The following is a 26,547-nucleotide window of genomic DNA, read 5'->3' on the forward strand; positions in this document are numbered from 1 at the left end:
TCCCCTCCGCTGGGGGCTAATCGCCGACGAGCCCCACCGAGTATTCCCACAATCGCTCGGCCTCTTCCTCGGGCAACCCCGACTGCGCCGGCCCGATGACCGCGCAGTCCTCGCAGTGCAGCCCACCCTTCCCAACAAGCGAGGGCGACGTGGCTGCCCAGACTTGGGTCGCCGCACCCTGCTCGGGTGATCGGAACGACGGATCCACTGGAGCGCCAGAGGAATCGATCCAGCCGGCCTCGACCATCTCCGCGCGGCTGAGGTGCCGCTGCAACGGCGTGAGGATGTAGCCGGGAGTCGCCGAGAAGGCGCGCAGGCCATGCGGGGCGCCGCGGCGGTCGAGCGAGGCGGCGAAGAGGCGGTTCGCGGTCTTCGACTGGAGGTAGGCCGCCCACTTGTCGTAGCCCCGCTCGAACTGCGGGTCCTCCCAGTGCATCCGCGACAGGCCGGAGGCCGTCACCACGACGCGCGCCCCTCCCGCCTTCACGAGCGCTGGCCACAACTGGTTCACGAGCGCGAAGTGCCCGAGGTGGTTGATGGCGAACTGTGCCTCCCAGCCATCACCGACACGGGTCTCGGGCATCGCCATGACGCCCGCGTTGGCCATGAGCAAGTGCACGGGCGGGCCGGAGGCGAGAACGCAGTCCGCGAAACGGCGCACGCTGCCGAGGTCGGCGAGATCGAGTTCCGCGACATCCGCGATGTCGCCGACCGCGCGAGTCGCGGCGGCGGTGTCACGCGCCGCGACGACGACGCGTGCACCCGCGGAGGCGAGGGCGCGCGTGGTCTCGAGTCCGAGTCCGGAGTGGCCGCCCGTGATGATCGCGAGGCGGCCGGCCAGGTCGATACCGGAGACGACGTCAAGTGCCTTGGGGAGGAGTGCTGAGGTCATGCGACGAGGCTACGAGCTAGACCGCGGTCTAGGTCAAGCAGCTAGGATTCCGGCATGACCTATTCGATTGGCGAAGTGTCGAAGCGCACGGGGCTCTCGGTGCACGCGCTCCGGCTCTACGAGCGCGAGAACCTGTTGACCCTCCCCGTCACGCGGGACGGGGGCGGCCGCCGCGTCTACACCGATGCCGACGTCGCGTGGATCGTGAACTGCCGCATCTTCCGCGCCTCCGGCATGCCGCTCGCGACGATCGCGAAGCTCGCTCGCCTCATCCGCAAGGGCGAGGGCACGGAGCGCGAGCGCCTCGTCGTGCTCCGCGAGCACCAGGAGCGCATCGCCGCACAGCTCGCCGACCTGCAGCGCGCGCGGGAGCTCATCGACGCGAAGGTCGCGAGCTATGAGAAGCACCTCGCCGCGGGCACGGCCGCGGGGCTATGGGTCGGGCGGCGCGGCTGACGACCCCCAGGAGAGACAGGCACGGCACAGCCCCGAGAGGGTGCCGAGAGGGTGTCAAAGAACTTGCCGAGAGGGTGTCCCCGAGAGGGTGTCCCCGAGAGGGTGTCAAAGAACTTGAGCTCCGAGAGGGTGTCAAAGAACTTGAGCTCTGTCCCGAGAGGGTGTCCGAGAGGGTGTCCGAGAGGGTGTCAAAGAACTTGAGCAACTCGAGTAGGTGCGACACGCGGCCCCGAGAGGGTGTCAAAGAACTTGAGCAACTCGAGTAGGTGCGACACGCGGCGGGAAGGAGAAGGGAGGAAAGCAAGCCAAGAAATCCCCCCGTCTCCACCGCACCGCCGCCTCTCGAAATGCCGCGACGAAGGCCCGATATTGCTCGCGTAGCTCCTTCAATGCCTGCCTCGTGGAGGCATGGCCCAACGGCCTCGGGCTCCTCTTGAGGTGCTCGGGCCGGGTATGCGGGTGCTGCGCCTTCACGGCTCGCGCCCCCAGCACAGGCGTGCCCCGGGTTCGAGCCTTGGCTTCCACCTGCTCCACCATCCCCCGCACCGCACGCTGCCTCTGCTCCTCCTTCAGTCCTTCCCAGCACGGCAGTCGCGCGAGCTCCAGTTCCACCGGCTCGGCCCATTCCTGTGCGAAGCGCCCCTCACCCGCCATGTCCTCGCTTCCCCGGTTGCTCCAGCGCTTCGTCCAGTTGAACCACTGGAACACTCTGCGCGCCGGCCCCAGCAATTGCGGCAGGCACGTGAGCCCCGGCCACTCCGCACTCCTCTCCACCAGGCCCTCCTTCACCCCATGGGCCAGCACGTAGTGCAGCCGGCCCAACAGTGCCGTGTCGACCAGCACCGGTTCCGCTGAGTAGCGCCGCTCCCAGAAACCTCCACTCCAGTCCACCAGCTTGCCCACCTTCTTGGACAGGTTGGTGCGCAGATACTGCATGAAGCCGGCGAGCGAGGCCCCTCGCGCCCACACCAACAAGTGGAAGTGATTGGAGGCGAAGGTGAAGGCGTACAGCCGGATGGTGCCCGCGCTCTGCTGGACGGCTCGCGCCAGCACCCCTCCTACCACCTCGTTCACCTCCGCGCTGGGGCGTAGCAACAGTCGCCCCTGGAAGCACCTGGACGTGACGAAGTAGTAACCCTCCTCCTGGAACATCCTCAGCGGCCAACCCATCCCCTTCCCCCCTCGTAAGCACATCGAGGCCGGATGCACCGCGCGCGCCAACTCGCAAGTCCGCGGAAGCACTTGAAGCAGGTGGGTTTCACCGTCCACTCCACGCCTCGTTCTGGCTTGAGTCCCGCGTTTCGAGTCCTTTGACACCTCTCGGGGCCTCTCGGGGGTCCTTTGACACCTCTCGGGGACACCTCTCGGGGGCCACAGCGGCATTGAGGCTTCGTGCGGGCAAGTGCAAGAATGTACGCCATGCATTCCTGGGTACGACTCCTGGTGCTGGCGGGACTCAGCTTGGTGCTCGCAGGCAGCAGTTGCGATGAGGACGAGGCGGTAACACTCGAGCAACTGCGCCAGGATGTGGCGCCTCCCTTCGACTACTCCCTGTACTGTGACGAGCAGGGGCGGCTGCGGGCCAAGGGCTCCGACGTGTTGCTGGTGCACCGTTCCGCGCACCTTGAGCAGGTGTACGCGGACTCTCAACGGGGGGACGCGCGTGCCCGGACACTCTTCGGCCAGTTGGAGACTCAGGTGTCCGCCACGGGTGGTCCCCTGGCGGACCAAGCCCTGGGCCTGGTGTGTACCTCCCTGCCCGCCTGCACCGTGAGCTGGAGCTTCCTCGATGAGTTGATTCCCTCTCGCGAAGCGGGCGGCATGAGGCTGCGCCACGTGCTTGCACAAAGCTTCGAGCGCGCCGCCAGACTCAAAGGGGTGCAGAACGCCGTCCTCGCCTCGGTCTTGAGCATCCTGATGATGGGCAGTGTGCTGGACAGCGCAGCCGGAGCCGGGGTACGCCCGGGGGCCACGGAGTTAGGAGGAACAGCCGCCAGAGTGGCAGAGCTGCGGGCCGCGCTTCCTTCCGCTCAACAGGGGCGTATCACGATGGGCGTGGGACTGGCTGAGGACGCCAGCGGTGCACAGCGCATGCTGATCGGCACGAGCGAGCCGCGTGGCTACCTGCGGCCGGGTGTGCTCCTGAAGTCAGGAGAGACGCTCGCTCCGGGCCTTGGTCACGCGGAGGCCGACATCGTGAACTTCACTCAGCAGTACGGATTGCGCCTCCTCGAGGTCGGCGCGACTCGTCCGATCTGTCCCTCCTGCGCGGCTGCCATTGAGGAAGCCGGAGCGGTCCCCGTGACGCCGTTGAAGGTGCCATGATCATGTTCCGCTTGGATTCGATCTCTCCCGAGCTGGCCGAAAGCTTCAGGCAGGCGACACCCGCGCGCCAACGCAAGGCCACGCTGGTTGCCTGCACGCTTGTAGCCTCACGGGTTGGTCTTGAAGGTGAAGAGGTCGTCGCCGCACTTGAGCACCTCCGCCATGGTGGGGAGGTGGCTCGCGATCTGCTCCGGAAGATCGAGAGCCTCGCGGCCCGGCTCGATGACGAGTACCTCTGCCTGGATGAGCAAGGCGATGAAGCAACGAGGCCGGAGGTGCTCCGGCTCTTCTCGAAGGCTCGCGCAGCTTCCGCTCTCGGGTTCGCCCTCTCCGAGGACCCCGGACAACTCCACGAGGCGCTTTACGAGGCGATTGTGGCAGTGGAAGATGCCACTGAAGTCATCCGGCCGGTGGAGGGGGCGCTCCAGAGCTGACCAAAGCTTGCAACTCTCGGCAGCGCACCCGCGCAAACCCATGCGTCAGCACGGCCTCACGCCCTCGGGCAAGTCCTGCGGCACGCCGCGTTTCCCGGTCATGGATGCAGACAATCCCGGCTTCCGTGGTGCCATGCGCCTGGGCTCGGACGGGACCGTCCTCGAGAAGCTGCCCTTGGAGGGGGTCTGGCAGCCGGGGACCGCTCGACCTTCCACCGCTGCCGGTTCCGGTGGAGGTCGCCCTCGTTCCGCCCATACTTTACTTTTAGCTGCTTTCGCTCCGCGAGGATGGAGCCCGATGCCCATACATGATGTTTTTGGTCTTCCGTCACCGCGGACAACATAATAGAACGCACCTCTTTTCCTCATGAGAGGTGTGCTTGTGATTGCCTGTCTTCGTAAGCTGGCGTTCGTTTTATGTCTGTGTCTTGGCGGTTCGGTCGCATCGGCGGCCACCGTCGCCGATGAGGTGATCGCTCGAGCCGCCTCACCCGGCGACGTGCTGAGCGTCGAGGTGCTGCTGGATGCCACCGGACGGCTCGGCTACACCGTCAAGCGCCACGGCAAGGAAGTCATCGCGCCGTCGCGACTGGGCTTCGTCCTGACCAACGCGCCGAAGCTCGACCGCGCTTTCTCCTTGGCGAAACAGTCGGTGAGCGATCATGACGAGACGTGGGAGCAGCCGTGGGGTGAGCGGCAGTTCGTGCGCAACCGCTATCGTGAGCTACGCGTCGATGCGGTCCAGAAGGCGCGCGGCGATCGTCACCTACTCGTCGTCTTCCGTATCTATGATGACGGTGTCGGCTTCCGTTACGAGTTCCCCGAGCAGCCGCAACTCAAGAGCGTGAAGATCAGCGATGAACTGACGGAATTCGTCGTCGCCGATCAAGCCACCGCCTGGTGGAGCGTGGCGGGTGAACGAGAGAACCTCGAGTATCCGGTGCAGAAGACACCGCTCCATGCGGTGGCCCTGGCCAACACGCCGATGACGGTGAAGACCGACACGGGTGTCTATATCGCCTTCCATGAGGCGGCTCTGGTCGACTTCGCTTCCATGTGGCTGCGCCGCGTGGACGGGCAGAAGTTCCGCGCCTATCTGACGCCAGGCGCCACCGGGCCCGCCGTGGAGCGCCAGGCCCCGTTCACGACGCCGTGGCGGACGATGCAGATTTCCGACAGCGCACCGGGCCTCTACATGTCCGACCTGATCCTCAACCTCAATGAGCCCAACAAGCTGGGCGACGTGTCGTGGGTCAAACCCTACAAGTACGTCGGCGTGTGGTGGGAGATGCACGTGGAGAAGAGCACCTGGGGCACCGGGCCGAAGCACGGCGCGACCACGGCCAACGTCAAGCGCTACATCGACTTCGCCGCCAGGCACGGCTTCCGCGGCGTGCTGGTCGAGGGCTGGAACAAGGGCTGGGACGGCGAGTGGTTCGGCAACGGCGGGGACTTCAGTTTCACGGAGTCCCATCCCGATTTCGACCTGCCGGCGCTGAGCGCCTACGCCGCGAAGAAGGGCGTGCGCTTGATCGGCCACCACGAAACCGGCGGCAATGCCGCCCACTACGAAGACCAGATGGACGCGGCCTACAAGCTCTACGCCAGGCACGGCGTCGACAGCGTCAAGTCGGGCTACGTGACCGAAGCGGGGACCGTGCAGTTCAAGGGGGCGGACGGTACGATCCACCATGGCTTCTCGGACTCCCAGGAAGGGACGCGCCACTTCATGAAGGCCGTGACCGAGGCCGCCAGGTACAAGCTCGCTGTCAACACCCACGAGCCGATCAAGGACACCGGCCTGCGCCGCACCTATCCCAACTGGGTGTCACGCGAGGGGGCGCGCGGTATGGAGTACAATGCCTGGGGCAACCCGATCAACGCCCCCGACCACGAAGCCAATCTGGTCTTCACGCGCATGCTGTCCGGCCCGATGGACTATACGCCGGGCATCCTGAGCCTCGCCGGTCAGAAGGGCCGTCCGATCCACTCGACCCAAGCCAGGCAGCTGGCCAATTTCGTGGTCATCTATTCGCCCATCCAGATGGCCGCCGACCTGCCCGAAAACTACGAGAAGTATCCGGCCGCCTTCAAATTCATCAAGGACGTCCCCGTCGACTGGGCGGACACGCGCGTCATCAACGGCGAGCCGGGTGATTACGCCACCTTCGCCCGCAAGGACCGCCATGGCCAGGACTGGTACGTCGGTGCGGTGACGGACGAAGAAGCCCGCACGCTCGAGCTGCCGCTCAGCTTCCTCGACGCGGGCAAGCGCTATCAGGCGGAGATCTACCGCGACGGAGATCAGGCCGACTTCCGCACCGAAAAGCGCTTCGACCTGGTGGTCGAGAAGAAGAAGACGGTGACCTCGACCGACGTGCTGAAGCTGAAGCTGGCTCCCGGCGGCGGGCAGGCCATCCGCTTCACGCCACTCAAATAAAGCGAGAAACCCCCGGGAGGGCCATGCCTCCCAGGGGTTCGTCCTCAACCCGGTGCCCGAAGGCGGGGGGTTCTCAGTACTTGCCGACCAGCGTCACGCCCGAGAAGGCGCTGTAGGCATTGAGCAGGATGTGGACGCGCGTGTCGACCGTCTTGGCCGTGACGGAGCAGGACTCCTCGTTGCCGCTCTTGTAGGGGCGGCAGTCGTACGAGGAGGTGGTCGGCGCCGTGCCCGACTTCACGTACAGGTCCGCGTCACCCGAACCACCGGTGATGGAGAACGTGGAGGCCTTCGAGGCCGGCACGTCCAGGTAGTAGCGCAGCTGGGCGCCACTGGCCCCGCTCAGGTCGAGCTGCACGAGCTGGCCGGTCGGAGGCGTGATGGGAGCGCCGACACCCACCGCGATGAAGGCGGCCGACACCGCGGCGAGCTCCGGGGACTCGGCGCCGTAGAGGTCCTTGGCGGACTGCTCCAGGTACGTCTTGGCCTGGGCGTACTTGGTGGACGCCGTGAAGTAGTCGGTGTTGCCCTTGTAGAAGATCGCTCCGGCCTTCTGCACGCCGATGGCCGGCACGACGGTGTCGGACTTGCCGCGCGGGTGCGTGCCGCCCTTGGACAGCAGCGTGAAGGCCAGGTTGGCGATACCGGAGCTGTAGTGCACGTCCACGTTGCCCGCGCTGCTGGTCCAGTAGTCGAGCGAGACGCCGTCCTTGGCCGGGTCGGCCATGTAGCGCAGGGCGTCGCCCGGCGTGTTCGGCGTCCAGACGTCGTCGCCGACCAGGAACACCGCGTCGCTGGTGGACCAGGTGCCCGAGGCGTAGCTCTCGCAGTAGGCGCCGAAGATGTCGCTCCACGCCTCGTTGAGGCCGCCGGACTCACCCGAGTAGGTGAGGTTGGACTCGCTCGAGGTCACCGCGTGCGTCAGCTCGTGCGTGGTCACGTCGCCCGACAGGCCCAGCGGAAGCGACTGCGTGCCGTTGCTGTCGCCGTACACCATCTGCGTGCCGTTCCAGAACGCGTTGGTGTAGTTGGTGCTGTAGTGCACCGAGCTCTTGAGCGTCGCGCCATTGTTGTCGTACGAGTCGCGGCCGAAGTTGTCCTTGTAGCAATCGTACGTGGCGCCCAGCGCGTCGTAGTTGCCGTCCACGTGCGCGTCACCCGTGGCGGCGCCATTCTCGGAGCGCTTGAGCGTGCCGGGCAGGGTCGTCTTGTTGCTGGCCGTGTACACCGTACGGTTGCGGATGGTGTGGATCTGCGCGTGGCGCGCCACGATGCCACCGTCCAGCGCGCTCACGTACACGAGGTCGCGGATGGGCATCTCATCGCGGGCCTCGCCGATGACCGTGGCCTCATAGGCCAGCTTCAGCTTGTTGTCCTCGGACGAGCGCACGTACACCAACCGAATCCCCTCCAGCTCCAGGTGCCGGCCGCCGGTGCTGTCCAGGGCGGCGACCTTGGCGGCCTCCTCCGAGATGCGGGCCTTGGCGGGGACGATCTCACCGTCGCGCGCGGTGCCGTTGGCGGCAATGACGGTGTTGTTGGCGGCGATGTGGACGATGAGCTCCTCGTTCACCACGGGCAGGCCATTCTTGGTCTGGCCGTAGCGCACGTGGGTGATGCCCTTCTCGTCGGTGCGCGAGCGCTTGGCGATGAGGTCCGAGGCGTTGAGGCGGAAGACAGAGGCGATGCCGGGCAGCGCCTGGGTGAGACGGCCACCCGCGTTGGCGGCCAGGCCCTTCTCCGCCGTGGCGGTGCCCAGCTTGCCGGTGATCATGTACGGCGTGCCGTCCAGTTCGGCGCCGGCGATCTGCGCGGAGGGCAGCGCCGCGAGCGCGGCGTGGATGGTGGCGAGGGAGTCGACCTTCGGCTCCAGTTCGGGCTGCGGGACGGAATCCACCTCGCAAGCGGCGAGGGGCAGGACGAGCAGCGCGGTGGCAAGGAAACGGGGGGTGCGAACCAAGCGGGGAATGCCTCCTAGACAACGGCGAGGTGCCGTTGGGCGGGACTCCCCCTGAGCACAAAGCGGACCACCCGCTAAATCATGGAAAACACAGCCCCGCGGGCCCGTGGGCTTCCCGTACATGGAGTGTGTATGTCAAATGCCACCCTGCACGGGATGTCAAACCACCTTACACCCCGGGAAAAAACACCTGTGATTCACAGTGTTTGACGCTCCGCGACATGACTGTCTGTTTCAAGGACAGGCCTGTCCTGATTCAGGACAAAACACTTCCCGTGCGTGCTGAAACACTTCTCACGCCATCCGCGGGAAAGATTCATCCATTCTGAAACAGAATCGTTCTAGCCACAACTCAAAATTTCGCTGCGGCCATCCCAGCGGCAAGGCTCCCGGGAGGCATCTTCCCGGAGGCCCGTCCACCTCGGGCCGGCGCCTTCGTCCGCGAACGCCATGGCCCCGGAGAACAGCTCCCGGGACACACGTCCGGAGGCGTCGTAGCTCAGCTCCCGCGACCCCTCCGACACGCCGTTGTCATCGTACTGCTCCACGCGCACCAATCGCGGCGCGTAGGTGAAGACGAGCGTATGGTGTTGGCGAACCGGCTGCTAAGACACACACCGAGAGGCTGGGCGTGGGCGTCGAAGGAGACTCGCCGGAGTCCCGCTCGCCCCCGCAGGCGAGCCAGGGCGAGGACACCACGGCGAACACTTCGCGAATGTTCCCCATTGATGAATTCCCCCCCTCGGAACGCTGAATCCAGACGACCCTGGGCCAAGGAGCGCTGCCTGACAAGCGCGGCGGGAGCGTTCCCGTCCATCAGCCGACGTCCTCGGGCTCTTGCCTGGCGAAGCCTGTGTCACGGTTCAAAATTGTCTGTAAAATCCGGTCAACCGTGGCTCCGGTACCGGCGGCCCTGTTGTGTCGGAAAATCGAAGGTCCTCGTGGGAAGCGGGTTGGAGATCCGACGCAGCGTGACAATTCATACCCAGCCACCCTCCCCTGGTGAATCCATGTCGATGATCGCCCCCGCCGTTGCCCAGCCCCAGGTGTCCACCCCGGAGGTGGGCCGGATCGCGTGGAGGCTGTTCATCCTTCAACAGATCAACCTGTTCACCTCACTGCCGTGCGCCATCTACATCATCCTGCTCATCGCCCAGATTCCGCGCGAGCAGGCCGCCGTGGCGATGATGCCCATCCCCGTGTTCGCGCTCGTATGCGGCATCATGGCGCCCCTGGGCCTGGTGCGGTGGTTGACCCATCGCGCCTTCGCCGTGAACCCGGGCGAGGCTCCCGGCGCCCGGCTCGTGCGCCTGCTCAAGCTGCCGCAGCAGCTCGAGGTGTGGATCCTCTCCGCTTACAACCTCGGTAATTCGGCCTACCTGCTGTGGCTCGCGGTGCGCCTGGACAAGCCGCTCTACATCGTGCCGTGGGGCTCGGGCGTCATCCTGGTGATGATGATGCTGGTGATGATCTGGACGCGCGTGTTCGTGCAGCGCCTGCTCATGCCCCACGCCGTCGAGGAGTTTCTCCGCGCCCCCCAGGCGCAACTGCGGGGCGCCCGGGGCGTGCTCTGGCCGCGGCAGAGCTGGTACCTGCCCTACTGCTTCGGCCTGTTCGTGACATGTACGGTGCTCTCCCTGTCCTCCATCGTGGTGCGCATGGGCATGGACCTGTACGCGAAGGTGATGGCGCTGCTGCCCGTGGGGCTGCTCGCGTCGGTCCAGGCGGCCATCTCCAGCGCCCTTCAGCAGGCGGAGATCCCGCTGGCGCTCGTGAGCCTCTACATGCTCGTCACCAGCGCGTGCGCGGCGTGGCTGCTCACGCGCCACCAGGAGCAGGGCACGCTCGCGGTGCGCGACGCCATCGAGGGCTTCGCCAATGGCGCCCCCCGCATGCCGGCCTGGGTGACCACGGACGAGACGGGCGACCTGTCGCGCGCCACGGCACGCGCCTACCACCAGCTGCGGGACTTCGCGCTGTCGTTGGATGGCACCGCGAGCAAGCTGGGCAGCAGCGCCGCCCAGTTGAACCACGCCAACCACCAGCAGAACGAGGCCATCACCCGCCAGGCCGCCGCGCTGCAACAGGCCCAGGAGACGGCCCGGGAGATCCAGGAGACGTCGCGGGTGACGGCCCAGAAGGCCGAGAACATCCTCAAGCAGACCACGCGCTTCCAGGAGCTGGGCACGCGGGGCGAGGCCACGATCCAGCACAGCATCGAGAGTCTGCAGGCCATCCACTCGCAGGTGAGCGGCATGGCGGGCAGCATCCGCCAGTTGAGCGAGCGCGCCCGGCAGATCGACTCCATCGTCCGGGTGGTGAAGGACCTGACCACGCGCTCCAACATGCTCGCGCTCAACGCCGCCATCGAGTCGGTGCGCTCGGGCGAGCACGGCAAGGGCTTTGGCGTGGTGGCGCGGGAGATCCGCCTGATGGCGGACCAGTCCAACAAGGCGACCAGCGAGGTGCGCGACATGCTCACCAGCCTCACCGAGGCCATCCGCGAGACGGTGGAGCTCACCGAGAAGGGCTCGGAGGCGGTGAACGCCAGCGTGGAGCAGGTGCGCGCCACGGGCGACAACCTGCGCTCGCTCACCACGCTCGTGCAGGACAGCGCCAACTCGGTGCGGCAGATCAGCGCCACGGTGGGTCAGCAGGACACGGGTGTGTCGCAGATCTTCGACGCCATCCAGGAGCTGAGCGGCATCATGGTGGACACGCTCACCCAGGCGCGTGAGATGGACGAGGTGTCGCGCAGCGTGTCCGAGGTGGCCACCGACGTGAACATCCTCATCACCCGGCATGGCTGGGAGCGGAACCTGGTGCTCTGAGGCCCGGCTCGCACCGCCACCGTCAGTGCTCGGCGGCGGTGGACGATGCCCCGGCGCACAGCACGTCCGCCAGCCAGCGTGCCCCCTCGCGGTAGCGGGGATTGCGCTCCTGCCAGTCGATCATCCCGAGCACCACGTCGAGCACCGTGCGCACGAACAGGCGCGTGGACAGGCCACTGTCGAAGCGCAGGAGTCCCTCCAGACGCTCCAGCAACTCCTGGTGCAGGGACGTCACGGCGCGCAGCGCGCGCTCGGGGCCGCACAGGGCCACCGCGCCCACCACGCCTTCCCGTGCGTCTCGCGGCGCGGAGAAGAGATCATCGGTCATGCAGGTGACGACATTGGCCACGTCGACGACGCGCTCGAACTCGTCCCGCCACTCCACGCCCTGGAGCGCCAGGAACATGTGGAAGACGCACTCCATGCCGCCGCGGATGCGGCGCACGCCGAAGTACTCGCCCAGGGAGTCCACCCGGGGCACGTCTCCTGTCTGGTTGAGGATGTGCTCCCACACCGCGCGCTGGTAACGGGGATGGTTTTCCAATGGATGGCCAAGCGCATGCAGTTGCCGCCGGTGGGACAGCAACAGGGCCGCCGCCTGCGAGGGGAAGTTGAACAGATCCTCCTCCTGGGGCGAGAGCCCATGGGGAGACGTCTCCTCCCCCCACCAGGCCCGGGCGAGGATCCGACGCAGTTCGGGCAGGTAGTGCGCGGGCATCGACTTCCGGTCCGCGTCCACCAGGTCATCGAGCTTCCAGAAACAGACAAACCACGCGACGAGCGCCTCGGCCTCCTCCCGCTTCACTTCTCGTCCAGGGCGGAAGGTGTAGGCGGAATAGCTGATCGCCAGTTCCACGAGTCCTCGCCAGGAGCCCGCGGCCGTCGTGTGGAAGGGAGGCTGGGCCGCCAGGCGCTGGAAGTGGGCGCGGACCTCACCCAATGCGGGCTCCTCCCCCACCATCGGACCCGAGCCCCAGTGCTCGGGCCGCAGAAGGAACTCCGCCCGTCGCAGAAGCTCACGGGTTTCGTTCCGGAGCACCTCGGAGGCGCTCGGAAACAGGGGCGGCGAATCCGCGAGGAGATGGTTGAGGACTCGTGAGGTGGGCTCCCGAAAACCCTCCCAGTCGCGAGAAAAGGACGAAGAGGATGAGTCACACAGGGGCGAGCAGGTGGACATGGGGGCCCTGAGCTATAGACGAAGGGGGAGCCTCCCTGGCGCGACCCTGCCAGGAGGGTTCAGGATTAGGCATCCGCGAACGGAAACGGAAGCGATGCCCTCGGGAGGACACCTCAATTCGATTGCGGCTCGAAGGCGGGCGGAGATTAATGTCCGCGCCATGCGCGCACTTGTCCTTCTTCCCTTGCTCCTCGGTGTCTCCGCTCGCGCGGAAGCACCACTGGATGACCTCCTCCAACGCCTGGGCGAGGCGGAGGAGAGAAAGCTGACCATCCCCGCCTGCCGTAGCGTGGAGAGCTCGGTCACGGAGGAGCTGGACAAGGAGGGCAAGGTAAAGGGACGACTGACCCGCAGTTACGAGGTCACCCGCTCCGGAACCACGGTGATCGCACGCAAGCTCCTCTCCCAGAAGGAAGAGGGGGACCTGACCAGCCAGCTCAAGGCGGAGCCGAAGGATCCGCCGAAGAACGAGGACGACAAGGCGAGGCTGTCCCCGTTCCATCCGCGGGCCAGGGCGGATTACCGCTTCGACTCCACACCGGGTCCGAGCGAGGGGCTGGTGACCGTGAAGTTCTCCCCCTTGAAGCCAGACAAGAAGCGGATGAAGGGACAGTCAGTGGTGGACGCGCGAGCCGGGAAGGTGATGACCCTGCGCATCTCCCCGTCCGACATGCCCCCCATGTTGGATGAGCTCCAGATGGACTTCCTGGCCTACACGCAGACCCCGTGCGAGTGGCAGCCCACGCAGATGAAGATCGCCGGCGCGGGCGGAGTCCTCTTCTACAAGCTGCGCTTCCGTACGGAGGTGTCGGTGACCGGACACCAGAAGGTGGACGGGCCGGGCACCGCGACCGGCGCGCGCTGATGCCGATTTCCAATTAAGATGAAGGGACCTTGGTCGCCCTTCATCGATTCGTCGTACTCACTGCCACCCTGTTGCTGACCTCGTCGGCATGGGGTGAGACCTCCAACCCCTATCTGCCACGTGCTCGCCAGCTCCTCGAGGAGCTGCGCTACCCGGACGCGGCCCGTGCGCTGGAGCAAGCCCGCGCGCACCCAGGCAACGATCGAGACACCCTGCTGGAGATCCTCGAACTCCAGGGCGTGGTGGCCGGCATGCTCCAACAACCGGCCAAGGCCCGCTCCGCCTTCCAGACACTGCTGGTGCTCGCGCCAGACCACCGGCTCGAGGGCGACTACGCTCCCCGCGTGGTCACGCCCTTCTTCGAGGCGAAAAGCTGGGTGAGTGACAAGAGCGCGGCACTGGGGTTGGAGGCGCTGCCCTCGAGCGCGGAGGCCAGCCTGCTCTCGGTCCAGGTGAAGACGGACGTGCTGAACCTGGGCCGTCTCGTGCGCTTCCATCTGCGCGAGGGTGGAGACGCGTGGCGCGCACAGGAGCAACCACTCGTCGAGGGCAAGGCCTCCGTGGAGAGGAAGGGGGGACGCGTGGAGTGGTGGGCGGAACTGCTCGATGAACGGCGGGCCGTGCTCACCTCGGTGGGCAGCGACGCGTCGCCCCTGGTGGCCCTGGCTCCTGGCGCGCTCGTGTCGTCCGCGCCAGCACCCGCGCCCGTGTCTCCCCTGCCGGAGAAGCTTCCACGGGTGGCGGGGGCACCGGGCTCGCCCCTGCGGACCGTGGCCTACGCGTGCCTGGGACTGGCGGTGGGCGCGGGCGCGGCGGGCGGGTACCTCGGCTGGCAGTCGAACCAGGCCCGGGCCCGGGTAGTGGGTGCGCCGGTGGACGAGGCGGGCTATACCCAGGGCCTCACCCAGCGAGAGGCCTTCGCGCTCGATGCCCGGGCACGCGCCCAGGGCGGGTGGGCCAACATCCTCTTTGGGGTCGCGGGCGCCGCGGCCATCGCGGGAGGAACCCTCTGGGTGCTCGGCGCACCCGTGGGCGTTTCAGCCACTCCGACCGGGGTGGTGGTCGGAGGTGCCTTCCCATGAAGCGGTTGCCATGGACTGGAGTGTCTTGCTGGCTCGCCCTGGCGCTGCTGGCCGTGCTGCAGGGGTGTCAATCCGGCTCCACCGGCGCCGACACGCGGCGCTACCCCTGCACCCAGAGCGACGAGTGCGCCGCGGGCTACACCTGCCGCGCGGGCATGTGCCAGTCCGACGAGCCGACGGACATCTTCTTCGTCACCACCACCCAGACGCTGCCCGCGGGCGGCTGCTCGGCCCTGGTGGAGCTCGAGGCGCGCGATGGCGGCGGCAAACCCCTCCCCTTCGCCGGCCCGACAAACGTGACGCTCTCGGGCTCGGGGTTCTCGTTCTTCTCCGATCCGGGTTGCACCAGCCCTCTGTCCGCGGCGGTGTTCGCCCAGGGCGCGACCCGCGCCTCCTTCTATTTCAAGGGGAAGAGCGGCGGCACGTTCCCCCTGGTCGCCGCGGTTTCGGGAGTGCCCACGGCGCAGCAGGACCAGACCATCCGGCCGGCGGTGCGCAAGGGCGTCTGTGAGATGCCCGCCGACGGCCTCTCGGTGACGTGTCCCATCTCGCCCGCCCAGCTCGATCTGTCGAAGACGATGCTGTTCGTCTCGATCAGCCCTCCGGGCACCAATCCCGACGCCTCGAGCGTGCGCTGCATGCTCTCGGCCCGGGAGGCCTTCACCTGTGGCCGGAACGAACGGGGGACGGGCATCGTCTACATCGTGTGGCATACGGTGGAGCTGGGCACCGGGCTGAAGGTGCAGCACCTGCAGCCGACCTGCCAGGCCCAGAGCCTCCTCCAGGTTCCCATCCAGCGCGTGTCGCCGGACAACACCTTCCTGCTGGTGACTGGCGAGCAGAGCGGCAAGATCCTCGGCGAGGATGACTATTTCACCGCGAAGCTGTCCGAGTCGTACACCCGCGTGGACCTGCAGTGGCCCGTGGCCTGCGCCGTCGGCTGGAAGGGCTCGCTCCAGGTGGTGGAGGCCGAGGGGCTCCGGGTCACCCGGGGCTCGGGCGTGACGATGACCGGAACCCAGACCGAGGCCACCGTCTCGGGCCTGCCGACGGTGGACCTCTCCACCAGCGTGCTGCTCTTCACCCACCGGGTGACCAACGCGGGCACGGCGAGCCTCTGCGACCGGGTCCTGCGGGGCACGCTCACCTCTCCCACGGAGATCTCCTTCTCGCGAGGTGCGGGCTCCAGCGCGGGCTGCACGACGGCGGTCATCAATGACATCTCCTGGGAGCGGATCGATTTCGGGCCGCGCGCCAGCGTGCAGACGGTGCCGGTCACCATGAACCGGGGTGAATACGAGGCCTACCCCGCCATCTCCCCGGTGGATGAGTCCCGCTCGGTGGTGTTCGCCAGCGGGCAGGGAATGAACGGCCAGGCCGGAGGCGAGTCGTCCTATGCGGCGGATGATCTCATCAGCGAGTCGCTGGCGGGGTTCGAGTTCGATTCGCCCAACCGCCTGCGGATCATCCGGGATTCCTTCGAGGGCCGGGCGCGGTGGACGTCCTTCGTCGTGCAGTTCGAGCCTTGACGTCCATGGTCTGGCTGGCGGTGGAGCCATCCGCCCCAGCAGGCGTCAGGCCATGGCAACCCGTCAGACAGGCCCCTGGAGTATCGAGCGCTCTCTTTCATGGGCTCGAGAACAGAAGAACCAGACGGCCCTGGGAGGAATGACCCTTGGGGATGCGCATGTTGCGCCTGTGAGGATCGGTTGGCCGCGGCGCATGCCAGGGTCGTCCACCAGGAGAAAGGAATGACGCTCCAGTTGCAGGATCGATCCGTGCCGCGCTTCCGACCCATTCCGTGGAAGCCTGTTTCAGGCCAGAGACATGAAGCACATGGATGGGGAGGCGAGCATCCGAGCGCACCGGGACCACGAAGCCCGCCGTCGCGGTGCATGGGGGGCGAGGAGCATGAGCAGCACTACCACGCCTGACGGCTGTCCCTTCACCATTCTGATCGTGGATGACACCCCCGCCAACCTGGGCGTGGCGGTGGAGCATCTGGAGCACATGGGCTATCGGGTGCTGGTCGCCCAGGATGGTGAAGAAGCATTGGAGCGGGCCGAGCACATGCGGCCCGACATCATCCTGCTGGATGTGGTGATGCCGGGACTGGACGGCTTTGAGACCTGCCGGCGCCTGAAGGTGGCTGAAAGCACCCGCGAGATTCCGGTCATCTTCATGACCTGCCTTTCGGACGCGGCCGACAAGCTCGCGGGGTTCGAGGCGGGGGGAGTCGATTTCGTCACCAAGCCGTTCCAGATCGAGGAACTGGTTGCCCGGACCCGGGTGCACCTGGCCCTGCGTGAGGCACGAAAACAGCTCGAAGCCAAGAACGCGCAACTGCAACGGGAGATCGCGATGCGCCTCGAGAAAGAGGCGGCACTGCGGCGCATCCAGGATGAGCTGGAGCAACGGGTGCAGGAGCGCACGACCGATCTGGCCAGCGCGAACACCACCCTGAAGGCGGAGATCGCCGATCGCCAGCGGGTGGAAGAGGCTTTGCGTGAGAGCCAGCGCCTGCTTCAAGCCATCATCGACAACTCGACGGCGGTGATCTACGTCAAGGACGTCGACGGCCGCTACTTGTTGACCAACCGCCGCTTCTTGACGCTGTTTCACCTCACCCGGGAGTCGGTCCTCGGCAAGACCGACCATGATTTGTTCCCCAAGGCGACTGCCGACGCATTTCGCACTCTCGACCAGCAAGTGGTGGCGGGCAGGACGGCGCTGGAAGCAGAGGAGCTCGTACCTCAGGAGGATGGGCTCCACACCTATCTCTCGATCAAATGCCCGCTCCATGATGAGTCGGGGTCCCCCTATGGGCTCTGTGGGATCTCGACGGACATCTCCGAGCGCAAGCGGATAGAGGAAGAGCGGGAGATGCTCCTGGCCAGTGAACGGGCGGCGCGAGGGGAGATCGAACGCACCAGCCGGATGAAGGACGAGTTCCTGACGACGCTGAGCCACGAGCTGCGGACGCCTCTGACCTCGATCCTCGGGTGGGCGCAGTTGCTCCTCTCCCGCCACCCCTTGACCCAGGATCTGCGTCGCGGGCTCGAGACGATCGCGCGAAACGCGCGGGCCCAGGCCCAGCTCATCGACGACCTCCTGGACATGTCACGCATCGTCTCCGGCCGGATGCGTCTGGACGTGCGGGTGGTCGGTCCGGCGGCAGTGCTCGAGGCGGTGGTGGACTCGCTGAAACCGGCGGCGGAGGCGAAGGCCATCCAGTTGGAACAAGAGCTCGACCCGTCGGTCGGGCAGCTCATGGCGGATCCGAATCGTTTGCAGCAGATCGCCTGGAATCTGGTGAGCAACGCGATCAAGTTCACGCCGCAGGGCGGGCGGGTGAAGGTGGCGCTGAATCAACAGGGCCCACACGTGCAGCTCGCGGTGAGCGACACGGGGATCGGCATTGAACCCGAATTCCTGCCGCACGTGTTCGAGCCGTTCCGGCAAGAGGACGCGTCGAGCACGCGACGGCACGGTGGGCTGGGGATGGGTCTGGCGATCGTGCTGAGCCTGGTGGAGTTGCACGGGGGGACGGTGGAGGTGGCCAGCGCGGGGAAGAACCAGGGTGCGAGCTTCACGGTGAAGTTGCCCAGGGAGGCCATCCATATCGGGGCCAAGGCTGGACGGGCGGCCATGATGCCCCGGCGTCAAGCCTCCTCGAGCCTCAGCAGCGAGTTCGTGGATCTGGAAGGGGTGCGGGTGCTGGTGGTGGACGACGAGCCCGACACGCGCCAGTTGATTGAGTTGATTCTGGCGGAGCACCATGCGGAGGTACGGACGGTGTGCTCGGCGGCGGAGGCGCTCGCCGAGTTCGCCCACTTCCATCCGATGGTGCTGGTGAGCGACATCGGCATGCCAGGGGAGGACGGGTACTCGTTCATCCAGAAAGTACGTCGGTTGCCGCAGGAGCAAGGGGGAGCCGTGCCGGCACTGGCGCTGACGGCGTTCGCGCGCGCCGAGGATCGGACGCGAGCGATCCTCGCGGGATACCAGATGTATCTGGCCAAGCCGGTGGAGCCCCTGGAACTGATGACCTATGTGGCGAGTCTGGCCGGCCGTACCTATCGAGAAGCGATGCCGAGCGCATGAGCAGGGAGAAGAAGTAGACCGACAAGCGGGTTCTCGGACTGCGTGCGCTCAGCCCCCCGCTCGCCCGTATTCGGGAGGAGACGTGACATGAGCCGCAAGATGATGTGGCTGGGGGGACTGCTCTCGTTGCTCGGGTTGTCCGCGTGGGGCGCGAACCAGGAACAATCGATGCAAACCGCTCCCGTGGACGCGTCCGTGGTCAAGATGGGCGACAGCGTTCCGCCCCGGGTGGCGCAACCGTGCGAGCCCGGCAACTGCCCCTTCGCTGGCCAGCGCGTGACGGTGCTGGTGGCCAACAGCCGCCTGATCGGAAGGCCGGTGCTGGAGTTGAAGGATGAATTCGAGGCCGCCACAGGTGCCAGGCTCAACATCGTCTACCAGCCGAACGAGGAACTGTTCGCCAATTTGATTTCCGATATGACCAATCGTACTGGCAAATACGACGCGGTCATCGCCGGTGCCTGGTGGCTGGGCGAACTGGTGGCTGGTCATTACATCATCGCCTACGACAAGTATTACAACGACCCGCGCTTTCCGGCGTGGGACATCGAGGAGGTACTGCCGGGCCCGCGCGGTCTGCTCTCCTACGGCGGCAAGAAGTACATGGTCGCCAACGACCACGACGGGCAGGTCATGTACTACCGCCGCGACCTGCTCGAGGACCCACGGCACCAGGCCGCCTTCAAGCAGAAGTTCGGTTATGCGTTGGCCGTCCCCACTACCTGGGAGCAGTTCCGGGATGTGGCTGAATACTTCAACGGCCGCGATCTCAACGGGGATGGTGTGCCGGACCACGGCCTGGGGATAGGGCTGAAGCCCGGTGCGCAGGGCATGTTCAACTTCATGTCGTTGTCGGCGCCCTTCGTGATTGGACCGGACAATCCCAGGCTGTACTGGTTCGATCCGAAGACCATGAAGCCGCTGATCGATGGCCCCGGCCATGTGCGGGCGCTCGAGGTGCTGGTCGAGCTGGTCCGGTTCGGACCCAGGGAGATGCTGACCTGGGATATGGGAAAGAGCTGGGACTACTTCCTGACGGGGCGCTCCGCGCTCACCTTCACCTGGGGCGATCTGGGCGCGCTGTCACAGCAGGAGGGAAGTAAGGTCAAGGGAAAGGTCGGCGCCGCGCCCATTCCGGGTACCCACGACTATTACAACATCGCGCAGCACAAGTGGGTCAAGACCGGACAGCCGAACCTGGTGGGCAATACCACCGGCGGCTCGTGGGCGGGCGTGATTTCGAAGTACTCCAAGGCGCCGGAAGCGGCCTATTACCTGCTGGCGCTGATGGCGAGCAAGGAGAAGTCCCAGGTGTACGCGGCGCGTGGTTGGGATGGCATCGACCCGGGCCGCCGCTTCCACTTCCTACCACCCAGCGGCAGTGGACAGCTCGACACGTACCTGAAGGCGGGCTGGGACGAGGCGGACGTCCGCGACTACCTGCGGGCCTATTCCGACAATTTTGGCAACCGGCTCCAGTTGCCCTATCTGCGCGTTCCCGGCACCTACAGCTATTGGCAGGCGCTCGACGTCCACCTGGCGGAAGCCGAGAGCGGCCAGTTGAGCCCGGAAGCGGCCTTGAAGGCGGCCGCCGTCGACTTCGAGGAAATCACCCTCCGGCTCGGGCGCGAGCGGCAACGGCGCGCCTACCGGACATCGATGGGGCTTTAGCGGGCAATAGGAGTATGCTCATGAAACTCTCGAAGGCAGGCGGGCCCAGTATCCGAGTGTCGAGCCATCCCGCGGACAGGGGGGCCAAGAGTTGGTGGCTCGGCATCCTGCTGGCGCTTCTGGTTGCTCCAGCAGCACAAGCCGGCGAGCCGCCAGAATCCAAGGAAGCGCAACCGGCTCCCGCGCGCATCCTGCCCGGAAGCTTGAAGCCCGAGGGTACCGGGGTCACGGTGGTCAAGACAGGCGACCTCATCCCTCCTCGGGTGGCACCCGCGTGTAAACCCGGCAGTTGCCCGTTCGCCGGCCAGCACGTGACAGTGATCGTGACCAACGGTTCGATCTCCTGGGCCATACCAGAGTTGAAGGACGAGTTCGAGGCCGCCACGGGCGCCACCCTCACGGTTGTCCCGGTTCCGTTCAACGAGCATTTCGACAAATTCTATTCCGACGTGCTCAATGGCGCTGGCAAGTACGACGCGGCAATCGCCTGCTCCTGGTGGCTGGGCGAACTGGTGGCTGGTCATTACATCATCGCCTACGACAAGTATTACAACGACCCGCGCTTTCCGGCGTGGGACATCGAGGAGGTGCTGCCGGGCCCGCGCGATCTGCTCTCCTACGGCGGCAAGAAGTACATGGTCGCCAACGACCACGATGGGCAGGTCATGTACTACCGCCGCGACCTGCTCGAGGACCCACGGCACCAGGCCGCCTTCAAGCAGAAGTTCGGTTATGCGTTGGCCATGCCCACTACCTGGGAGCAGTTCCGGGATGTGGCTGAATACTTCAACGGCCACGATCTCAACGGGGATGGGGTGCCGGACCATGGCCTGGGGATAGGGCTGAAGCCCGGTGCGCAGGGCATGTTCAACTTCATGTCGTTGTCGGCGCCCTTCGTGATTGGACCGGACAATCCCAGGCTGTACTGGTTCGATCCGAAGACCATGAAGCCGCTGATCGATGGCCCCGGCCATGTGCGGGCGCTCGAGGTGCTGGTCGAGCTGGTCCGGTTCGGGCCCAGGGAGATGCTGACCTGGGATATGGGAAAGAGCTGGGACTACTTCCTGGCGGGGCGCTCCGCGCTCACCTTCACCTGGGGCGATCTGGGCGCGCTGTCACAGCAGGAGGGAAGCAAGGTCAAGGGAAAGGTCGGCGCCGCGCCCATTCCGGGTACCCACGGCTACTACAACATCGCGCAGCACAAGTGGGTCAAGACCGGACAGCCGAACCTGGTGGGCAATACCACCGGCGGCTCGTGGGCGGGTGTGATTTCGAAGTACTCCAAGGCGCCGGAAGCGACCTATTACCTGCTGGCGCTGATGGCGAGCAAGGAGAAGTCCCAGGTGTATGCGGCGCGCGGTTGGGATGGCATCGACCCGGGCCGCCGCTTCCACTTCCTGCCCCCGAGCGGCAGTGGACAGCTCGACACGTACCTGAAGGCGGGCTGGGACGAGGCGGACGTCCGCGACTACCTGCGAGCCTATTCCGACAATTTCGGCAACCGGCTCCAGTTGCCCTATCTGCGCGTTCCCGGCGCCTTCAGCTATTGGCAGGCGCTCGACGTCCACCTGGCGGAAGCCGAGAGCGGCCAGTTGAGCCCGGAAGCGGCCTTGAAGGCGGCCGCCGTCGACTTCGAGGAAATCACCCTCCGGCTCGGGCGCGAGCGGCAACGGCGCGCCTACCGGACATCGATGGGGTTGTGACCGCTTGAATCCCCTAGGCATTGGACGCAAGCTCACGCTCGGCTTCGGCACGCTGGCCGCTGTCACACTGCTGGTCGTGGCACTGGGCTTCATGGCCGGGCGCAGCGCCACCGAAGACATCAAACGCACCGAGGGCGTGCGCGCACCGGCGACGCTGGCATCCGCTCAGGCGCAGGCCAGCCTGTTGCGGATGCAACTGCACGTGCGCGGCTACCTGGTGCTGTCCGATCCGCTGGACATCGAGCAATACCACATGGCGAGAAAGTCCTTCGAGGGCAGTCTGGCCTCGCTGCAGGCAATGTCCGTCAACTGGCCCGACGAAGAAGCCAGGTGGGTGGCCGAACTGACCGAAACCTATACGCGCTGGGTCCAGCTGCCACAGCACTTGTTCGAGCTTCATGACAACCCGCTCAAGAACCGGCCCGCGCTCCGGCTCGCCCGGGTCGACATTCAAGCGCTGCGGATCCAGATCCTCGAGAAGGTCGATGCCCTGATCGACGCGCAGAAGACACGTGGTGCCTCGCCGCAGAACCGCGAGCTGCTGGCCGACATGGTGGGCTTCCAGACCTCGTTCGATGCGATGGCGACCAACCTGATGGCCTATGGCGCCTCGGGGGAGCTCAATTTCAAGCTGGCCTACGGGCCCCAGCTGGCGACCAACGCAACGATCTGGAATGAGCTGTCCGGCAAGCGCCGCCTGCTGTCCGCCGAGCAGCGGGCCACGCTCGATGGCATCGCGCGGGATCGGGCCGGATTCGCGGAGCTGGCGCTGGAACTCGTCAGCATCCTCGGCGGCGAACACGCGTATGAAGACCTGTACCTGTACCGCACCCAGGTCACGCCGCAGGCGGATACCCTGCTCGGCCTGCTGGGGAAGGTGACCGAGCGGCAGCAGGCCCAGTTGCAGACCGATCTGGCACGGGCGCGCAGCAGCCTCGACAAGGCGCGCCTGCAAGCCGTGGCGGGCGGGCTGGTGGCCGTCATCTTCAGCTTCGCCATGGCCTTCCTGTTCCGGCACAACATCGTCGGTCCGGTGCACCGTCTGACCGGCGTGGCGGAACAAGTGGCGGCCGGCAATCTGTCCGCGCGCGCCACGGTCGAATCGAGCGATGAGATCGGCGTGCTCGCCCTCAGCATCAACATCATGACGCAGCGCCTGGCCGAGACCATCGGCCACCTGGAAACGGTATTCGCCGAGGCTCAGCGCGCGAAGGACGCGGCCGAAACAGCCAACCTCGCCAAGAGCACGTTCCTGGCCCACATGAGCCACGAATTGCGTACCCCGCTGAACGGCATTCTGGGCTACGCGCAGCTACTGCGCCGGGACAAGAGGCTGGGTGAACGGGAGCTCGCGGGGGTGAACGTGATCCAACAAAGCGGCGAGCATCTGCTGACGTTGATCAACGACATCCTGGATTTCGCCAAGATTGAAGCGGGCAAGTTGGAGCTCTACGTCACGGACCTCCAGCTCACCCGCTTCCTGCGCACCATCACCGAGATGATCAGCGTCAGGGCGGCGCAGAAGCGATTGGACTTCAGCTGCGACATGACACCGGACCTGCCCACCTGGGTGCGGGCCGACGAAAAGCGCTTGCGCCAGGTGCTGCTCAACCTGCTCTCCAATGCGGTCAAGTTCACCGATAGCGGCCAGGTACGGCTGAGCGTGCGCTTCACGGCTCCCGACCGGATACGCTTCGAGGTGCGGGACACCGGCATCGGCATCAGCGAGGACCAGCTGGGCATCCTGTTCCAGCCGTTCGAACAGGTGGGCGAGGCGCGGCGCCGGCAGGGGGGAACCGGCCTGGGGTTGGCCATCAGCCGGCAGTTCGTGCGACTGATGGGCGCGGACATCCAGGTCGAGAGCCGGGTCGGCCAGGGCAGCACCTTCTGGTTCGAGCTGGAGCTGCCGGTGGTCAAGAGCGAGACGACGGCGCCATCACCGGACGGCGTCGTGACTGGCTACCACGGGCCGCGCAAGAAGATCCTGGTGGTGGACGACGTGGCCGAGAACCGGGCAATGGTGGTCGAGTTGCTGGGCCGGCTTGGTTTCGAGATGACCGAGGCGGAGAACGGCCGCGAAGGATTGGACAAGGTGCGCAGCCTCCAACCAGACCTGATCCTCATGGACACCATGATGCCAGTGATGAATGGTCTGGAAGCCACACACCAGATCCGCCAGCTGCCGTATGGACGGGACGTGCCGATTCTCGTCGTCTCCGCCAGCGCCGCCCAGGATGATCGGGACAGGAGTCTGGCGGCTGGCGCCAACGCGTTCATCGCCAAGCCCATCGATCACGGGGTGCTGTTGAAGGAAATGAGCGCCTGCCTGGGATTGAGCTGGACCTACGAGCCCCCCCGGCAACAACCCGCCGCGCAAGACTACAACGCCCAACAGCTGACCCTCCCTCCCCAGGAGCAGCTGGCGGTGCTTCACCAACTCGCGCTGGCCGGCAGCATGCGGGATATCCTCCACTGGGCAACGCAGCTCACGGACCTCGGTGAGCAGTATGGTCCGTTCTCCACCAAGGTCATCCAACTGGCACGGGGATATCAGTCCAGAGCCATTCTCGGGCTCGTGGAGAGTCACCTGACGGACGACCGTCGCCAGCGCCAGGGGAGTGACACGTCGAACGCGGCACGGCTGACGCGTCACCGACACGGCTGACACTCCAAGAGGGCCTCCCTCCCAGCGAGTCCAGTGGCATAGGCATTGCTAAACAGGAGGCTACAATGACGAACTACAGCTTGAAGGGTCGCAGGGCATTGGTCACCGGTGGAGCGCGAGGCCTGGGGGCCGGCATCGCCGAGGCGATGGCGCGCGCGGGCGCGGACGTGATGGTGGCCGATCTGCTCGAGGAGCAAGGGCGCGCCACGGTGGACACTCTGCTCCGAACGGGGGTCCGGGCCTCCTTCGTGAAACTCGACGTGACATCCGAGGCGGACTGGGAGCGAGGCGTCGCACGTACCCTGGAGGAGCTCGGCGGGCTGGAAGTCCTCGTCAACAACGCGGGCATCGAGATCTCCGCGCTCGTCGTGGACATCGATCCCGAGCAACTGCGCCGCATGCTGGACGTCAACGTGGTGGGCGTGGCGCTCGGCCTCAAGCACGGCCTGCGTGCCATGCGTCCCGGGGGAAAGGCGGGCGCTGGCGGGTGCATCATCAACATCTCCTCCGTATCGGCCACCATCGCCATGCCGGGTGTTGCCGGCTACTCGGGCACCAAGTCGGCCGTGGACCGCATGACCCGCGTTGCCGCGCAGGAATCCGGCAAGCTCGGCTACGGCGTGCGCGTCAACTGCATCTACCCCGGGCTCGTCCCCACGGAGATGGGCACCGGGCTCGCCCAGAGCATGGTGAAGCTCGGGCTCGCACCGAGCACGGAAGCGGCCGTCCGCGACGTCCTTGGCCAGACGCCGCTGGGCCGGCTCGGCGAGGTGTCGGACATGGCGGATGCCGCCGTGTTCCTCGCCTCGGACGCCTCGCGGTTCATCACGGGCATCGGCCTGCCGGTGGACGGAGGCATGGGCATGTGAGCTTTTAGAGGATCTCCGCCAGCTTGCTCAGCTCCACGTTGCCCCCGCAGAGCAGCACGCCGACGCGCTCACCCGGGCGCGGCCGGTAGGCTCCGGACAGCAGCGCGGACAGGGCCGTCGCGCCGCCGGGCTCCGAGGCGATGCGCCAGTCCCGCCAGAGCGTGCGCTGGGCCTCGCGGATCGCCGCGTCGCTCACCAGCGCCACATGGTCCACCGCCGCGCGGGCGATGGAGAACACGAGCCCTCCCGTGTTGCGCGCGCCGAGTGAATCCGCGGCGATCGACTCCACCGTCACGTCCACGGGGTGCCCCGCCTCGAGCGAGGCATGCAGGGCCCGTGAGCCCTCGGGCTCCACGCCGACGACCTTGACGCCCCGCCCCGCCCACCAGCTCGCGATGCCCGAAATCAGCCCGCCTCCGCCCACGGCCACGAGGACCGTATCGAGCCCCGGCTCCTCCTCTTCCCATTCGAGCGCCACGGTGCCCTGGCCCTGGATGGTGGAGAGCGCGTCATAGGCGTGGATGGACAGCGCGCCCGTCTGCTCGATGTACGCGGCGCAGGCCTGGAGCGCGTCGGAGTAGCGCAGCCCCTGGATGACGACCTCGGCGCCGAGGCGGCGGATGACCTCGACCTTCGCGGGGCTGGAGATCTCTGGCACGAAGATGCGGGCCGGAACGCCCAGCCGTTTCGCCGCGTAGGCGACCGCCGCCCCGTGGTTGCCTCCCGAGGCCGCGGCGACGCCCGCCTCCGGCACCCGCTGCGTCAGCAACGTATTGAAGGCCCCTCGCGGCTTGAACGAGCCCGCGTGCTGGAGCAGCTCCAGCTTGAGGCTCACCGGGCCGTCATGTCCCAGCGCTCCGTCCGGCAGTCTCCAGGCGGGCGTGCGGCGGATATAGGGGCGGATGCGCTCGTGGGCGGCGCGGATGTCGTCTCGTGAAAGAGGAAGTGTCACGGGGAGTGAGGGAGGTGAGGACACTGCTGGTTGTAGCGGCCCGCGCACCCGCGCGCGCCACTTCCCCATGGATAACCTTTTCGTTGTCGCGGGTCGATTCTTGCTACCATCGGCCCGCGCA

At 66.5% G+C, this 26,547-nt stretch carries 18 protein-coding genes; 13 read left to right on the plus strand and 5 right to left on the minus strand.

Annotated elements, in window-relative coordinates; genetic code table 11:
* Positions 1 to 16: 16 nt before the first annotated feature.
* Entirely contained in the window at positions 17 to 892 is an 876-nt protein-coding gene (locus tag F0U63_RS29905) for an SDR family NAD(P)-dependent oxidoreductase (protein ID WP_395834958.1), read from the minus strand.
* Between the two features lie 54 nt (positions 893 to 946).
* On the opposite strand from F0U63_RS29905, the gene F0U63_RS29910 reads away from it, so the two are divergent.
* Complete coding sequence (locus F0U63_RS29910; RefSeq protein ID WP_395834960.1) at positions 947 to 1,348, plus strand: MerR family transcriptional regulator; 402 nt, start codon at positions 947 to 949, stop codon at positions 1,346 to 1,348.
* A gap of 240 nt (positions 1,349 to 1,588) precedes the next feature.
* Here F0U63_RS29910 and F0U63_RS29915 read toward each other — a convergent pair whose 3' ends face one another.
* Complete coding sequence (locus tag F0U63_RS29915; protein ID WP_395834962.1) at positions 1,589 to 2,518, minus strand: transposase; 930 nt, start codon at positions 2,516 to 2,518, stop codon at positions 1,589 to 1,591.
* A 249-nt stretch (positions 2,519 to 2,767) separates the two neighbouring features.
* Between F0U63_RS29915 and F0U63_RS29920 the strand changes: the two genes are divergently transcribed.
* The 3 genes from F0U63_RS29920 (at position 2,768) to F0U63_RS29930 (ending at position 6,547) form a co-directional block, all read left to right on the plus strand.
* Complete coding sequence (locus tag F0U63_RS29920; protein ID WP_395834964.1) at positions 2,768 to 3,673, plus strand: hypothetical protein; 906 nt, start codon at positions 2,768 to 2,770, stop codon at positions 3,671 to 3,673.
* Positions 3,670 to 4,107 (plus strand): hypothetical protein, encoded by a 438-nt coding sequence (locus F0U63_RS29925; protein ID WP_395834966.1) that lies wholly within the window; start codon positions 3,670 to 3,672, stop codon positions 4,105 to 4,107. Before F0U63_RS29920 ends, F0U63_RS29925 begins: the two co-directional genes overlap by 4 nt.
* A gap of 376 nt (positions 4,108 to 4,483) precedes the next feature.
* Positions 4,484 to 6,547 carry a glycoside hydrolase family 97 protein gene (locus F0U63_RS29930; protein WP_395834968.1) on the plus strand — a complete coding sequence of 688 codons (2,064 nt, stop codon included), beginning with the start codon at positions 4,484 to 4,486 and terminating at the stop codon, positions 6,545 to 6,547.
* A gap of 73 nt (positions 6,548 to 6,620) precedes the next feature.
* Here F0U63_RS29930 and F0U63_RS29935 read toward each other — a convergent pair whose 3' ends face one another.
* The gene (locus tag F0U63_RS29935; protein ID WP_395834970.1) at positions 6,621 to 8,507 is read right to left on the minus strand and encodes a M4 family metallopeptidase; all 1,887 of its coding nucleotides are present in this window, start codon (positions 8,505 to 8,507) and stop codon (positions 6,621 to 6,623) included.
* 1,010 nt (positions 8,508 to 9,517) lie between these two features.
* Between F0U63_RS29935 and F0U63_RS29940 the strand changes: the two genes are divergently transcribed.
* Positions 9,518 to 11,338, plus strand: coding sequence for a methyl-accepting chemotaxis protein (locus F0U63_RS29940; protein ID WP_395834972.1), 1,821 nt, complete (start codon positions 9,518 to 9,520; stop codon positions 11,336 to 11,338).
* Between the two features lie 22 nt (positions 11,339 to 11,360).
* Here F0U63_RS29940 and F0U63_RS29945 read toward each other — a convergent pair whose 3' ends face one another.
* A complete protein-coding gene (locus F0U63_RS29945; protein ID WP_395834974.1) occupies positions 11,361 to 12,278 on the minus strand; it encodes a terpene synthase family protein in 918 nt (305 codons plus the stop codon).
* A gap of 397 nt (positions 12,279 to 12,675) precedes the next feature.
* Between F0U63_RS29945 and F0U63_RS29950 the strand changes: the two genes are divergently transcribed.
* The 8 genes from F0U63_RS29950 (at position 12,676) to F0U63_RS29985 (ending at position 25,474) form a co-directional block, all read left to right on the plus strand.
* Positions 12,676 to 13,380 (plus strand): hypothetical protein, encoded by a 705-nt coding sequence (locus tag F0U63_RS29950; protein ID WP_395834976.1) that lies wholly within the window; start codon positions 12,676 to 12,678, stop codon positions 13,378 to 13,380.
* A 29-nt stretch (positions 13,381 to 13,409) separates the two neighbouring features.
* Positions 13,410 to 14,462, plus strand: coding sequence for a hypothetical protein (locus F0U63_RS29955; RefSeq protein WP_395834978.1), 1,053 nt, complete (start codon positions 13,410 to 13,412; stop codon positions 14,460 to 14,462).
* A complete protein-coding gene (locus F0U63_RS29960) occupies positions 14,459 to 15,991 on the plus strand; it encodes a hypothetical protein (RefSeq protein ID WP_395834980.1) in 1,533 nt (510 codons plus the stop codon). Before F0U63_RS29955 ends, F0U63_RS29960 begins: the two co-directional genes overlap by 4 nt.
* Before the next feature lie 382 nt (positions 15,992 to 16,373).
* Positions 16,374 to 18,566: a response regulator gene (locus F0U63_RS29965; protein ID WP_395834982.1), complete on the plus strand. Its 2,193-nt coding sequence runs from the start codon at positions 16,374 to 16,376 to the stop codon at positions 18,564 to 18,566.
* An 87-nt stretch (positions 18,567 to 18,653) separates the two neighbouring features.
* Complete coding sequence (locus tag F0U63_RS29970) at positions 18,654 to 20,237, plus strand: ABC transporter substrate-binding protein (RefSeq protein ID WP_395834984.1); 1,584 nt, start codon at positions 18,654 to 18,656, stop codon at positions 20,235 to 20,237.
* 20 nt (positions 20,238 to 20,257) lie between these two features.
* Positions 20,258 to 21,940, plus strand: coding sequence for an ABC transporter substrate-binding protein (locus F0U63_RS29975; protein WP_395834986.1), 1,683 nt, complete (start codon positions 20,258 to 20,260; stop codon positions 21,938 to 21,940).
* A gap of 4 nt (positions 21,941 to 21,944) precedes the next feature.
* Positions 21,945 to 24,605, plus strand: a complete 2,661-nt coding sequence (locus tag F0U63_RS29980) for an ATP-binding protein (protein ID WP_395834988.1) — start codon at positions 21,945 to 21,947, stop codon at positions 24,603 to 24,605.
* 65 nt (positions 24,606 to 24,670) lie between these two features.
* Positions 24,671 to 25,474 (plus strand): SDR family NAD(P)-dependent oxidoreductase, encoded by an 804-nt coding sequence (locus tag F0U63_RS29985; RefSeq protein WP_395834989.1) that lies wholly within the window; start codon positions 24,671 to 24,673, stop codon positions 25,472 to 25,474.
* 4 nt (positions 25,475 to 25,478) lie between these two features.
* Here the strand turns inward: F0U63_RS29985 and F0U63_RS29990 are convergent, their stop codons facing one another.
* A complete protein-coding gene (locus F0U63_RS29990; protein ID WP_395834991.1) occupies positions 25,479 to 26,426 on the minus strand; it encodes a threonine/serine dehydratase in 948 nt (315 codons plus the stop codon).
* Positions 26,427 to 26,547 lie beyond the last annotated feature (121 nt).

Origin of the sequence: Cystobacter fuscus (assembly GCF_044360685.1) — a bacterium.
GTDB classification, from domain to species: domain Bacteria; phylum Myxococcota; class Myxococcia; order Myxococcales; family Myxococcaceae; genus Cystobacter; species Cystobacter fuscus_C.

Coding starts and splice junctions, on each gene's coding strand:
- F0U63_RS29915 (WP_395834962.1), bottom strand. CDS start 2,518: ATGGGTTGGCCGCTGAGGATGTTCCAGGAGGAGGGTTACTACTTCGTC.
- F0U63_RS29905 (WP_395834958.1), bottom strand. CDS start 892: ATGACCTCAGCACTCCTCCCCAAGGCACTTGACGTCGTCTCCGGTATC.
- F0U63_RS29975 (WP_395834986.1), top strand. CDS start 20,258: ATGAAACTCTCGAAGGCAGGCGGGCCCAGTATCCGAGTGTCGAGCCAT.
- F0U63_RS29960 (WP_395834980.1), top strand. CDS start 14,459: ATGAAGCGGTTGCCATGGACTGGAGTGTCTTGCTGGCTCGCCCTGGCG.
- F0U63_RS29950 (WP_395834976.1), top strand. CDS start 12,676: ATGCGCGCACTTGTCCTTCTTCCCTTGCTCCTCGGTGTCTCCGCTCGC.
- F0U63_RS29985 (WP_395834989.1), top strand. CDS start 24,671: ATGACGAACTACAGCTTGAAGGGTCGCAGGGCATTGGTCACCGGTGGA.
- F0U63_RS29925 (WP_395834966.1), top strand. CDS start 3,670: ATGATCATGTTCCGCTTGGATTCGATCTCTCCCGAGCTGGCCGAAAGC.
- F0U63_RS29965 (WP_395834982.1), top strand. CDS start 16,374: ATGAGCAGCACTACCACGCCTGACGGCTGTCCCTTCACCATTCTGATC.
- F0U63_RS29910 (WP_395834960.1), top strand. CDS start 947: ATGACCTATTCGATTGGCGAAGTGTCGAAGCGCACGGGGCTCTCGGTG.
- F0U63_RS29920 (WP_395834964.1), top strand. CDS start 2,768: ATGCATTCCTGGGTACGACTCCTGGTGCTGGCGGGACTCAGCTTGGTG.
- F0U63_RS29940 (WP_395834972.1), top strand. CDS start 9,518: ATGTCGATGATCGCCCCCGCCGTTGCCCAGCCCCAGGTGTCCACCCCG.
- F0U63_RS29970 (WP_395834984.1), top strand. CDS start 18,654: ATGAGCCGCAAGATGATGTGGCTGGGGGGACTGCTCTCGTTGCTCGGG.